This window comes from Pseudomonas sp. CGJS7, assembly GCF_036961695.1.
Map to the genome: position 1 here is coordinate 87,024 of NZ_JBAMDI010000026.1, position 12,876 is coordinate 99,899.

A 12,876-nucleotide genomic window follows, 5' to 3' on the forward strand; every position below is an offset into this window, starting at 1 on the left:
CGGCGGGACGTCCGCGGCCGCCGTGGCGATCAGGCCGGGGCACCGCTGGCGGGGTCGGTCAATCGGCCGGCGAAATCTAAACGCAGCGGCGTAAATAGCGGATGACCGTCCAGGACGACGGTTGCGCCGTGTTCAGCCAGTCGGCCCGAGGTCGCCAATCTCATGACCGCGAGCAACAACGGATGCTCCACGCCCAGGACCCGCTCGGCCAGCGTATCGGGCGTGTCGCCGGGTTCGATCGCGACCACGGCCTGGCCGATCACCCCGCCCGCGTCGAGCTCGGGGATGACGAAGTGCACGCTGGCGCCGTGCTCGCGTTCGCCTTCCTCGATCGCCCGCGCGTGGGTGCGCAGGCCGCGGAACTTGGGCAACAGCGAGGGGTGGATGTTGATGGTGCGGCCGCGGAAACGTTCGACGAAGGCGTCGCCGAGAATGCGCAGATAGCCGGCGCACATCACCCAGTCCGGGCGCGCGGCGGCGACCGCGTCGGCCAGTTCGGCGTCGAAGGCTTCGCGGCTGGGATAGGCCTTGGCGTTGGCCGACCAGCGCAGCTCGGCCGGCACCCGCTGCAATGCGGCGGCGGCGGGTTTGTCGGAGAACACGCCGACGATTTCGCCGGCCAGCGTGCCCGCGGCGATCGCGTCGAGGACGGCCTGCAGATTGCTGCCGCGGCCCGATGCGAGGACGGCGATGCGGGGGAGCGGCTGGGGCATTGCGGCCGGGGGCGGTGGGAGCGGAGCGGCATTTTAGGCGATTACGGGGCGGCCCTCACCCCAACTCTCTCAGCCTTGCACACCCTTCGGGCGCCGCAAGCGGGAGAGGGGCTCCAGATCGCTGCGTTTGGCTCCCTCTCCCGCTTCGCGGGAGAGGGTTGGGGTGAGGGCACGCGAGCCCGCACTCAGAACTTCGCATCCACCGACACGAACCACTGCCGCGGCGCCCCGGTCAGCAAAGTCTGGAACGTCCCCTGCGGATCGCTATCGCGAAAACCATTGCTGCCCAACGTCGCGATATAGCGCTTGTCGAACAGGTTGTAGACGTTCAACCCCACCCGCAGAGATTTGATCTGCCCCACGTCCTTGCGCTGCCAACTCACCCCCGCATCCCACAGCCAGAACGCGTCGGTCCCCGCATCGTTGGTGTAGGTGTAGTAACGCTTGCCGGTGTACTTGCCGCCCAGCCGCAGCTCCACATCGCCGATGCCGTAACTCAGCTCGGTGGCGAACAATTGCTTGGGCGTGTCGACCACCTGCTTGCCGCGCACCTCCACCAGGGTGCCGCTGCTCGAATAGTTCGAGCGGTACTGCGAGCGGTTGTAGGCATAGCTGGTCAACCAGCGGAAGTGTTCGCCCGGCGTCCACACGAACGCGAACTCGCCGCCGACGGTGCGGACCTTGCCGACGTTGGCGAATTGATTCGGACAGCTGACCACGCCCGGGCAGGGCACGATCACCAATTGCCGGTTCTGGAAATCGACGCCGTACCCGGTGGCCGACAGCTGATAATTATCGTCGCCGTAACGCCACCCCATCTCCACGGTCTTGGATTGCTCGGGCTTGGCGCTGGCGCGGCTGAGGTCGAAGGAGGCCTGGGTCAACGACCACGCGCCGTTGACGCCGGGCCGGAACGCGGCCTGATTCTCGGCATAGTTGGCGAACAGATCGCTGCGCTCGTTCAACTGCCAGGCCAGGCCGAGTTGCGGCATGAAGTTGTCGCGCGCGCGCAGGCGGCCGCCGGCGCGGCCGGGGACGACGACGGTGCCGTCGGTGACCACGTCCTGGCCCTTGAAGCCGGCGTTGACGGTCAGGCGCTCATCGAACATACGCAGGGTGTCTTGCAGAAACCACTGCCGGGTGCGGGTATCGAAGCGCTGGCGGAACAGACGCTGGGCGAATTCGCCAGGGTCGAAGAAGCGTTGATCGTCGATCGGGCCGGCGATGTTGACGAAACTGCGGCCAGCGCCGTGCACGCTGTCCTCGAACCAGAACCCGCCTTCCAGGGTGTGCTGCTCCAGCGTGTACGCCAGGCGCGCGTTCAAGCCGCTGCGTTCGATGTCGTAACTGGTGATGCGCAGCGCCATCGGAATCGTCGGCGAGCTGATGTGCGGGGTGAACCAGTGGCCCTGGCCTTCGTTGCGGTGGTAGTAGGCGGTGGCGTCCAGACGCAGCCGGTCGCTGAGGTCGAACTCGCCGGTCAGGCTGGCCAGATCGTCGTTGCGCAGACCGCGGGCGAGGTAATACGCATCGTCCTTGTTGGTCGCGCAGCCGCTGAACCGGCCGTTGGCGGCGGCGAGCGCGCGTTGCCAGTCGGGCGCGTAGTTGTCCCACGACAGGCCGCAGCGGCGGATCAGGTCGAGCGAGAGATCCGGATCGTCGGTCTCGTTGCGGCGCGACGTCGACAGCCACGCCGAGACCCGGCCGCGATCCCACTGATACACCGCCTTGCCGTTGAACTGTTGCTGCTCCTGCACGCCCGCGCCTTTCCAGCGATCGGCTTCGCTGCGCATGCCCGAGACATAGGCGCTGAAGCCGGCGCGGTCGCCGGTGTCCACGCGCACGAAGCTGCGCAGGGTCGCGTTGTCGCCGAAGGCGACGCTGGCGCGCGCGCCGAATTCGCTTTCCGGATCGGAAGAGTGCAGCAGCAGCGCGCCGCCCAGATTGCTGGTCGACGGGATGCGCAGCGCGCCGGCGCCTTGCGCCAGTTCGAGCTCGGCGATGTTTTCCGGCAGGATCGCGCGATTGGGCGACAAGCCGTTGTTGTTGGCGTAGCTGTTGTCGCCGAGCGGAATGTCGTCGAGCGAGTAACCCAACTGATTCTGGGCGAAGCCGCGGATGGCGATGCGGTTGGACCACTCGTAGCTGCCCCACGGATCGGACGATACGAAGTGCACGCCGGGCAGTTTCTCCAGCACCTTGACCGGATTGGTGCCCGACGCGGTGGCTTGCAGTTCGACCTTGCCGATGCGCTGGACCTGGCGGGTTTCGCGATGGCCGATCACCGAGATCGTGTCCAGGGTGGCGGCATCGCCCGCGGCGGTGTCCAACGGCGCGCTGGTGGCGGCCAGGGCGTTAGCGGCGGCGTTGTTCACGCCGGCGGCGGATGGAGTTTGCGCGTGGCTGGCCAGGGGCAGCACGGCCAGCAAGGCCAGCGCCAGAGGAGTGCGGGTCGGGGTTTTCATGCGGTTCTCGTGGAATGCGCGCCACGGTCGTGGCGTCTGGCGGCATTACAGCGAGGGGATATGAAGTCCTGGGCGCGGCGCGCGGACTGCGCGGCGTACCTGTCTAGTCGGTCGTGGCCGAAAGCGTCCGTCGGCGTGGTGCCGGCGGAATGCGGCCCGATTCCGCGCCGTTTTCAGGCTTTTGTCGTGCTTGCGTTGCTCAACGCGTCGGTGCGGGCGCGCCCGGCGCAGGCGGGTCCGGCTGGGGCGGCGATGGCTGCTGCGTCTGGATTTGGGCATCTCGCATTGCTTGAATCTGTTGATAGCGCTCCTGCGCCGGCAAGGTCAATGCGTCGGATATCGGCGTCTGCGCGAAGTTGGCGGCCGGATCGGGCGAGGCCGTGGCGCCGACGCGGTAGACGAACAGCAATTCGCCCGCCGCGTGCGTCGGCGTGGCGTTGTTCGATGCGATCCGCACGTCGTCGTCGGGCTTGAAATTCATCCGCACCGCCATCGATAAAGCGCTCGCGCTCAAGCGTTCGCTGCCCTCGTCCCAGGGCTTGCCGATCTGCTTGTCGAGCCCACGGACGCCTTCGCGGATCTTTTCCAGCAAGACGCGATCGGCGTGGCTGGGCTCGGCCGGCACGGACGGGCCGTCGTAATGGACGGGCGGCGCCTGTGGACTGAGTTTCGGCGCGACGTACCGGGCGTAGTCGGACAAGTATGCGTCGCGATGGGTCAGCCGGCCGTCGGCATTCTGATCGCGCAGCGAGCTGCCCAAGGTGTAAGGCCGCTCGGGTACCTGAGCGGCGATGCGCTCGACCACCGCTTTGTCTTCGATCTCGCCGCTGCGCCATTGCTTGTAGCTCACCGCAAGCTCCAATCCGCTGAGGTAGCCGATGGAGTTGAACGGCAGGCCCATCTGGGCGAAGTCGGGATGCTTTTCCAGGTCCTTGAAGATCGGGAAGGCGTTGAAGATCGCCTGGGCTTCCAGCTCGGAGCGGTACTGGACGTACTCGTTCGCGGTCTTGCCGGTGAAGGGCGTGACGCCGGTGTTGTAGCGGTCGTGGCCGATTTCGTGGGCCAGGGTGCCGAAGGCGTGGAGTTGGGGGTAGAGCGGGGCATCGTCCTTTTGCAATTGATGCCATTGCTCTTGGTTCAAGTAAATCCTTGGCGGTGTAGATGCATGGTAGTACGGGAGATCGACATTGCTGCCTGTTTCGAACTTACCGCCCTGCTTGAAGAACTGATCGAAGTCGGCAACGGCATTCGGCGACGCCTCGATCCATTGGCGCATGCGAGATGGCATGAGTTGGAACTCAGCCGCGCTTCTGAGCGACTTGACTTCATTTGCCAGTGAGTCGTCGGCCATGGCTCTATCTTGGCGAAGGGCTGATGTGTATGTCGGTTACGCACCGCCGATCATTGGACGTTGTTTCGAAACGCACGGAGAACCCGTTTCGTTCGGCCTGGTACTTGGCGCCGCGATCTGCGCCGTGTTGATCGATGACGGTTGGTTCGATTGTGGCCCCGGTGATGCTGATGGCGCGCTCGACCGGAAGGCAGGGCTTATCGGCAACGCCGATATCGATACTGTTCGAGCGTTGGCGAATCCACGCGAAACTCAAAATGTGGCCATCGGACAAATGAGCCGGGCCTTTCCCGTATAGTTGAGGTCCTTGAAGCGGTTCCATCGTGAAGATTCGTTGCAGGGACGCGGTTACGCGCTTAGTCCCTTGTGGCTCATCCAATGGCCAGAGCAGCAGATTTTCCAGCGTGATCGAATCCTGTGCCGCAGAGGCGGCTGACGACTGCTTGCGCGACAAAGCCTTGTCAGGCGCTTGTGCACAGGCGCATACAGAAAGCGCACTCAATGCGGCTATACAGAAAATTGCATACCGAGTGCTCATTGTCGCTCCGCGCCCTTGGCTATTCACGGAGGTTGCCGCAAGTTTCGCGCAGCGACAAGCCGAACACGTTACTGCGCGGGTAAGTGACGCAAAAAAGAGCGCAGTCGTCCGTCTTTTCTGCCGAAGAAGTGGATCAGTACCGCCGCTCCCCACCCACCCAAACCGCCTCGATCTGCGGCAACCCGCGCGCCACCCGCACCCGCAGCAAATCCGCGCGCAAACCTATCGCGATCTCGCCGCGATCGCGATAGCCGATCGCCAGCGCCGGCGTGCGCGTCACCATCGCCACCGCGCGCGCCAGGCCGATCGATTCCCACGCGCCGAGTTGGAACGCCGCCAGCAACAAGCTGCCGGGCACGTAATCCGAAGACAGCGCATCCAAGGCCCCGGCGCGGGCCAGATCGGCGGCGGCGACGTTGCCGCTGTGCGAGCCGCCGCGGACCAGGTTCGGCGCGCCGGCCAGCACTTGCAGGCCGGCGGCGCGCGCGGCGATCGCGGTGGCCAGATTGACCGGAAATTCGGCGATGCGCGCGCCGGCCTCGACGGCTTCGGCGATGTGGCTCAGATCCGAATCGTCGTGACTGGCCAACGGCAGCCCCAGTTCGCGCGCCATCGCGATCACCACGCCGCGATGGGTATCGGCATGGCGTCTTTGCAACTGCCGCAGATGCTCGATCCGCGCCTGGAAGCCGTGGTCGTCGCGGGCGTTGCCGTGTCGCGCGCTGTAGGCGCGGTAACGATCCAGATCGTGGAATTGGCGCTGGCCTGGGGTGTGGTCCATCAGCGACAGCAAGCGCAGGCCGGGGGTGTCCAGCAACGGCCGCAAACGATCGGGCAGATCCGGACACGGCAGTTCGCAGCGCAGGTGCACGGCGTGGTCGATGCGCAGGCCGCCGTCTTCGCGCGCATCCGCCAACGCGTCCAGCACCGGACGCGGATCGACCGCTTCCTCCGCGTCTTCCTCGCCGACCGAAATCGCGTTGAGCGCGGTGGTGATGCCGGCGGCCAGCAATTGCGCATCGTGCGCGCGCAACGCGGCCGCCGCCGGCCAATGCGCGCCGGGGCGCGGCAGCAGGTGTTTTTCCAGATTGTCGGTATGCAGCTCGACCAGACCGGGCAACACATAGTCGCCGGCGCAATCGATCGCCGCGGGCGAGTTCACACGGCCTGTGCCGATATCGCGGATGACGCCGTCGGCGATGGCGACATGGCCGGCGATCACTTCGCCGGGCAGGATCAAACGGGCGTTGTCGAGCAGGATGGGATTCATCGTCCAGTGCGCGCGGGCAGCGGTAAGGCGGGTTCTGTCATGGCCATGCAATGCCGGCGGGTTCTCATGGCGGCTGATGCGGAGCCCGACCTGTCTAGTCAAGCAAGCGCAGATGGAGGTTGTGTGACACCGACCCAGACCGCCGCCGCCGATGATGCGGCCGCTCCGACCTCCACCGCTGCGTTGGCGTCGGCCGAAGCCGCGCAACGCGACGCCGCGCTGCCGTTGTGGCAACAGATCGAGAACGCGCTGCTCAAGGACATCCGCTCCGGCGCGCTGAGCGAGGGCGACAAGCTGCCTTCGGCGTTCGATCTGGCCAAACGCTTCGGCGTCAACCGCCACACCGTGCGGCGCGCGATCGAAGCCTTGGAAGAGCGCGGGGTGTTGCGTACCGAAACCGGCCGCGGCAGCTTCGTCCAGGAACATCCGTATCACTATCCCATCGGCCGGCGCACGCGCTTCGGCAAGGCGATGCACGATCTCAACGTGGAAAGCCGCTACCGCCTGATCGAGGCCGGCGTGCAGACGCCGACGCGCCTGGTCGCGCGCTCGCTGGGGCTGATTTCCGGCGAACGCGCGCATCGGGTGGTGTATTCCAGCGAAGTCGAAGGCCGCACCGTCGATCACAGCGAGGCCTGGTTCCCGGCCTCGCGCTTCCCGGGCCTGGACCGGGTGTTCGCCGAACAATTATCGGTGACCCGCACCCTGGCCGAATTCGGCGTACGCGACTACCTGCGCAAACACACCTCGGTGATGGCGCGCTTGCCGGGCGCCGAAGTCGCGCGGGTGCTCGGCCAATCCACCCGCCGGCCGGTGCTGTGCGTGCATTCGCTCAACGTCGATCCGCAGGGCGTACCGGTGCAATTCGGGGTGACCTCGTTCGCCGGCGACTGGGTGCAGCTGATGGTGATGACCGAACCGTGACATGAGCTTGCCAAGTCCTGGCGGCTATGCGGTTTGAGTCATGCCAGGCGTCGTCGACGCGGACTAGCCTGCCGGCTCCTTTCATCGCTGGAGCGGGTCATGTCGCGTCGCAGATCGCATCGTTCGGGTATCGCGTTGTCTGTAGTTCTGGCCTTGGCCTGTACGGCCGCGTCGGCGAAGACGCCGAAGGTGTTGTTTATCGGCACCGACGGTTTCCGCGGCGATGTGTACGGCAGCGTCGCCACGCCGAATCTGGATGCGCTGGTCGCCGACGGTTATCTCGGCCGCGAAGGCCTGACCGCCGACACCGCGATCAGCGGCACCGGTTGGTCGTCGTTGTTCACCGGGGTCGAGCGCGACAAGCACGGCGTGTACGACAACACCTTCAACGGCAAGAACTACGCCGCCTGGCCCGACGTGCTGAGCCGGATCGAAGCGGTGGCGCCGGCCAAGCGCACCGCGGCGGCGTTGTCGTGGGCGCCGCTGGCGACCCAGATTCCGTGGAAGGCCGATAGCGTCTACAACGCTGGCAGCGACGCCAATGTGTTGAGCAAGGCGCTGGAATGGTTGGGCGAAGCGACCGGCCCGGACGTGCTGCTGCTGGACTTCAACCAGCCCGATGAGGCCGGCCACGCCGGCAGCTATTTCAATCGCGACGCCGCCGGTTACACGGCGGCGATCCGCGGCATCGACGACCGCATCGGCAAGCTGATGGCCAAGCTGCGCGCGCGGCCCGGTTATGCCGATGAGGATTGGCTGATCATCGTCGGCACCGATCACGGCGGCTCGGTTCACCACGGCCGCAACACCCCGGAAGACCGCAAGACCTTGATCGCGTTCAGCGGCGAATCGGTGCCGGATCTGGGCCTGGAGCCGCTGCGTCTGGCGCCGCGGCAGGTCGATGTCGCGCCGAGCATCCTGGCCCATCTGGGGCTGGCGATTCCGGCCGGACTCGACGGCCGGCCGATGCACAAACCCCAGCGCGAAGCCGCGCCCGCGTTCGGCGCCAATCTGCTCGCCAATGCCGATGCCGAGTACTCGCGCGGCCGCATCGATCGCGGTTACGACAGCGACGTGCCGGGTTGGCGCAAGGGCAACGGCGGCCAGGCGGTGAGCTACGCGCAATACACCTGGTTGCCGGCGCGCCCGAGCGGCGGTGGCGAGAACCTGTTCATCGGCCGCGACACCTCGCGCAGCAACAGCTTGAGTCAGCGGGTGGACCTGCGCGGCCTGAACCTGCGCGACGGCGCGGCGACGTTCAAGCTCAGCGCCGATCTCGGCGCCTCCAGCGGACACCGCGCGCGGGTGTTCCTGCGTTTCTACGACTTGCGCGGAATGGCCAGCTTCAGCGCCGCCGGCGTCGGCCACGTGTTCCGCGGCGGCGACTACTACCGCTACGACATCGCCGCCGACCGCGTCGCCAGCGGTTATCCGCAATCCATCGCGCTCAACTGGCCGGGGCTGGAGAAATTCGCCGGCGGCGCCCGCGATATCGACGCGGCGTTCGAAGCCGGCAACGGCAAGGCGTATTTCTTCAAGGACGCGCAGTATCTGCGTTACGACCTGGCCGCGCGCAGCGTCGATCCGGGTTACCCGGCGGCGATTTCCGGCAACTGGCCGGGCCTGGAGAAATTCGCCGGCGGCGCCCGCGATATCGAGGCGGCGTTCTACTTCAGCCGCAGCAAGCTGTACTTCTTCAAGGGCGATCAATACATCCGCTACAACCTGGACAACGACCGCGCCGACCACTACTACCCCGGCAACCTGTCCGACAGCACCTGGCCCGGCAGCGGCTATTGGCCGGCGCATTGGTCGGGCGCGCTCAACTTCGCCAACAGCAAGTCGTATCTGTTCAAGCCCGGCGAATACTTGCGTTACGACCGCACCCTGGACCGCGCCGACGCCGGCTATCCGGCAAGCATCACCGCCGGCAACTGGCCGGGCTTGCAGAACCTGTACGCCGGCACCGCGTTCGAACTGGCGCCGGCTGGCGCCAGCGGCGCGATGCAGCGTTATGAGATCGGCGGCGCGGTGCCGGCCGATGCGCAGTGGGCCGAAGTCGAGATCCGCTTCGAACACGGCAACGCCCAGGGCGATGGGTTCGCCGACAACCTGAGCCTGAGCTTGCAACGCTGAGCGATGCTGTGCGATCGCCGCGCCGGTTCGCGCCGGCGCGGCGCAAGCTGAACGAACGGAGTTCACGCTCGGCGCGTTGCTGGATACAAGTTGTGATTGCGGCCCGCATGAAGTGTGACCACGAACGCGCAGTCGGCGTTGCAGTCCCAGATCGAGGCCGCGCTTCGCTTCCGCTTCGTGCCGGGATCGGCAAAGCTTCCCGCAGGGGAACAGGGAGCGGGATGTGGTCAAAGGCGAGGTCAGGCGTTCGATCGCGGTTGCGGGATTGTTTTTCGCGGCTCTGGCCGCGCCCGCCGCGGCGGGCGTGCCGCAAGCGCAGGCGTGCGCGGCGCCGACCGCGGTGCTGCCCGATCCGGCGCGGTGCCTGCGCGATCATGGGCTCGATGCCGGCGGCGACCGGGCCGGCTCGTTGCAGGCGCTGTACCAGCGCGAAATCGCCCACGTCGATCGACAGCAATTCGCCGAAGCCGGGCGCCTGCTCGACTGCGCCGAAGCGGCGATCGGCGCCGAGCCGACCGCCGCCGCCGCCGAAGAGCTGTACCGCCACCGCGGCGTGCTCGAATTCCGGCGCGAGTGCCCGCTGGAAGCGCTGGGCTGGTTCCGCCGCGCGCTGGCCCAGGGCGAGCGCGGCGGCAACCGGCTGGCCCAGGGCAAGAACTGGAAGAACATCGGCGCTGCGTTGCTGCGGCTGGGCGATTACCGCGGCGCGCTGCAGGCGCAGACCACCAGCCTGGCGCTGCTGCGCGAACTGCCGGGCGGTCAATCCGCGGGCACCCTCAACAACCTCGGCGATCTGTACCGCGACATGGGTGACACCGCCCAGGCCGCGCGTTATTACGGCCAGGCGCGCGAGGTGCATCTGCGCGCCGACCGGAAGGTCGAGGCGGCGCATACCCTGGAAGCCTGGGGCGCGACGCTGCTAGACAGCGGCGATGTCGACGGCGCCGAACGCCTGCTGCTGCAATCGCGCGATGAGCTGGTGCGGGAGAACAACCGCAAATACCTGCAACGCACCTACGCCGAACTGGCCCGCGCCGCGCTGACCCGCGGCGACGTGGCCGCGGCCGCGCGCTGGGTCGACAGCGGCCTGGCCGCGGTGGCGACCGGCGAAGGCGAGATCGTGCCGGCGCCGCTGCAGTTGCAGGCGATCCAGGTCGAACTCAAGCGTGGCCGGGCGCAGGCCGCGCGCGATCGTGCGCTCGCCGCGTTGCGGCCGATGGCCGCGCCCGACAGCGACCGTCCGAAATTGCTGGCGGCGCTGGCGTCCGCGCACGAGGCGCTGGGCGAATGGCCGCAGGCGATGGAGGCCTTGCGCGAATCCGAGCGCGCCGCGCGGGTCTTGCGCGAAGCGCAGTACGACCGCGAAACCAAGTGGCTGCAACTGCGTTTCGAAACCGCCGAACGCGACCGCACCATCGCCGCGCTGGCCGCGCAGAACCGGGTGCGCAGCCTGGCGCTGTGGTTGACCGTGGTCTCGGCGCTGGCCGCGTTGCTGGGCCTGACCGTGTTTTTCCTGCGCCGCCAGCAGCGCGCGCGGGTGAGCGAAGCGGCGCGGCGCGCGCGGCTGGATGAAGAAATCGACTACTACCGCCGCGCCGCCGACGAACTCGGCGTCGACCGCGCGCGCCTGCAGGCCGCGCTGGACAGCCGCGACGACGCGGTGCTGGTGCTCGACGGCGCAGGCCAGGTGCTGGCCGCCAACCGCGCCGCCAGCGAACTGATCCAGCCCGGCGCGGCCGCGCCGGTGGCCGGGCGCGGGTTCGGCGAACTGCTGGCCGGCGAGGACGCGCGCGGCTTCGCCCAGGCGCTGGAACACCTGGAAGAATCCTCGGCGCCGCAGCGGTTGGCGTTCTCCTTCGGCGGCGAACGCCTGCATGCGCAACTGAGCGAAAGCGGGCAGGGCGAGGGGTCGATCGTGCTCGGCCTGCAACGCGCCGGCCACGCGGCGGCGACCGAAGCCGCGTCCGGCGGCGACGTCGAGGCCGGCGAAACGGTCGCGCTCGACGTGGCCCCGGCCGGTCCCGGCGATGAGGCGCTGCGCACCTCGTTCCGACGCGCCCTGGTCGAGCTGATGCTGGCGGTGGTCGAGGCCTGGGAACGCAGCACCGGCCAGGGCCGGCTGGAACTGGCGGAAAAGAGCCGGATCTGGCGCGTCACCGTCGACGACGGCCGCCTGCGCGCGCGGGCGATGGAGCGCTACCTGAGCCTGTCCAAGCTGCCGCGCCAGCCGCGCTGGCGCGACGTGCTGCGCTCGGGCTATTACGTGCTGGCCGAATGCGCGCTCGACGAAGCCATGCGCGGCGAGCTGCAGCACCACGTCGACGCGGTGCTGGCTTACACCCGCCGCAACGCTCTGGTGTGAGCGGCGGCGGGCGCGGACGGCGCCGGCCTTACTTCGAGGCGGGCGCCGGAATGGTGTAGCAGATCACGCACATTCCCTGCAGCACGATGGTGCTGGGGGTGGCGGCCTTGTAGGTGTACTTGAGGTGGTGGTCCGGCGAGAGGTAGCTCGGCGGCGCGGTCACTTCGGCGACCGGAACCGGGCCGCTGGCCTTGCTCGCGTCCTTGGCGCCTTCCTGCAGCTTGGCGCAGTACTCCGCCGACATGATCCTGGCCACGTGCCAGTGGTCGACCTGGCCGCAGGACTTGGTCGAGACCCCGCCGCTGCCGGCGCCGGCCGGGCATGAACCGGGCGGCCGCCGCATCAGCTCGGCGTGGAAGTCGGCGACCTGTTTGGAGGTGAAGGCGAAGCGGCCGACCGGCTTGATCTGCACGCCGTCGAGGTAGCACTGCGGGTTGGACTGGTGGGCCTGGGCGCTGCCGACGGTCAGGGCGGCGGCGAACAACAGCGTCTTGGCGGTGGTGGCGGTGAAGCTCATTGCCTTGAACAGCGGGCGCATCGGTGATTCTCCAGGTTGCATCGCGGGGAGCGCGACGCAGTCAGCCTAGGAGCCGCCCGCCGTGGCGTCCAAGCAAATCGCGGGCACAAACGGGGACGATTTCCGCATTAACTTGCCGCAACTCACGCTCCTTGCGTGATCGCGTTCGCGGCCGCGCCGGTGGCGGCGCGCGCGGCCACCGAAACGTTCCCGTTTCGTCCCGGTTCGATCCCGAATCCTTCCTCGCAATGCGTGCCGCGCCGACGGTAAATGGGTGCGCAGATTTCGTCGCGGTCCATCCCGGAGGGGGCGGAGCGCGGCGACTCAACGGATCGCGCCCCGGGCCGCACCGGGGCGCGATCCGCTGAGACTGGCTAAGGAAGGCCCCGGGTCCGCGGGACTGGACCCGGCAACCTCCGGCGCGTCGCGCCGGAGCGATGGCCATCGGATTTGGCGCGATCGCTTCTTTCGCGGCTCGGGTCGAGCCTCACGGGCGGAAGCCGGCGAATGCGACGCATCGATGGGCACACGGACGTGCAACCCGCCTCGTACCGGCATGGATGTCGGTACGGTCGGTAACGCCGCGCGCCGTGCGCGGCG

At 67.8% G+C, this 12,876-nt stretch carries 9 protein-coding genes; 3 read left to right on the plus strand and 6 right to left on the minus strand.

Features of this window, described 5'->3' with window-relative positions; all coding sequences use genetic code 11:
- Positions 1-29: 29 nt before the first annotated feature.
- The 5 genes from purN to V7787_RS17745 all read right to left on the minus strand — a co-directional run bounded on the left by purN (position 30) and on the right by V7787_RS17745 (position 6,337).
- Positions 30-713, minus strand: a complete 684-nt coding sequence (gene purN, locus V7787_RS17725; RefSeq protein WP_336088829.1) for a phosphoribosylglycinamide formyltransferase — start codon at positions 711-713, stop codon at positions 30-32.
- 185 nt (positions 714-898) lie between these two features.
- Positions 899-3,178 carry a TonB-dependent receptor gene (locus tag V7787_RS17730; RefSeq protein ID WP_336088830.1) on the minus strand — a complete coding sequence of 760 codons (2,280 nt, stop codon included), beginning with the start codon at positions 3,176-3,178 and terminating at the stop codon, positions 899-901.
- 199 nt (positions 3,179-3,377) lie between these two features.
- Positions 3,378-4,529, minus strand: coding sequence for an XVIPCD domain-containing protein (locus V7787_RS17735; RefSeq protein WP_336088831.1), 1,152 nt, complete (start codon positions 4,527-4,529; stop codon positions 3,378-3,380).
- A gap of 4 nt (positions 4,530-4,533) precedes the next feature.
- The gene (locus V7787_RS17740; RefSeq protein ID WP_336088832.1) at positions 4,534-5,067 is read right to left on the minus strand and encodes a hypothetical protein; all 534 of its coding nucleotides are present in this window, start codon (positions 5,065-5,067) and stop codon (positions 4,534-4,536) included.
- Between the two features lie 133 nt (positions 5,068-5,200).
- Entirely contained in the window at positions 5,201-6,337 is a 1,137-nt protein-coding gene (locus tag V7787_RS17745) for an alpha-D-ribose 1-methylphosphonate 5-triphosphate diphosphatase (protein WP_336088833.1), read from the minus strand.
- A 123-nt stretch (positions 6,338-6,460) separates the two neighbouring features.
- Here V7787_RS17745 and phnF point away from each other — a divergent pair, with 123 nt between their 5' ends.
- The 3 genes from phnF to V7787_RS17760 all read left to right on the plus strand — a co-directional run bounded on the left by phnF (position 6,461) and on the right by V7787_RS17760 (position 11,759).
- Positions 6,461-7,261, plus strand: coding sequence for a phosphonate metabolism transcriptional regulator PhnF (phnF, locus tag V7787_RS17750; RefSeq protein ID WP_336088834.1), 801 nt, complete (start codon positions 6,461-6,463; stop codon positions 7,259-7,261).
- Between the two features lie 99 nt (positions 7,262-7,360).
- Positions 7,361-9,397: a hemopexin repeat-containing protein gene (locus tag V7787_RS17755; RefSeq protein ID WP_336088835.1), complete on the plus strand. Its 2,037-nt coding sequence runs from the start codon at positions 7,361-7,363 to the stop codon at positions 9,395-9,397.
- A 265-nt stretch (positions 9,398-9,662) separates the two neighbouring features.
- Positions 9,663-11,759 (plus strand): tetratricopeptide repeat protein, encoded by a 2,097-nt coding sequence (locus V7787_RS17760; RefSeq protein ID WP_336088836.1) that lies wholly within the window; start codon positions 9,663-9,665, stop codon positions 11,757-11,759.
- 28 nt (positions 11,760-11,787) lie between these two features.
- Here V7787_RS17760 and V7787_RS17765 read toward each other — a convergent pair whose 3' ends face one another.
- A complete protein-coding gene (locus V7787_RS17765; RefSeq protein ID WP_336088837.1) occupies positions 11,788-12,297 on the minus strand; it encodes a hypothetical protein in 510 nt (169 codons plus the stop codon).
- Between the last annotated feature and the right edge of the window lie 579 nt (positions 12,298-12,876).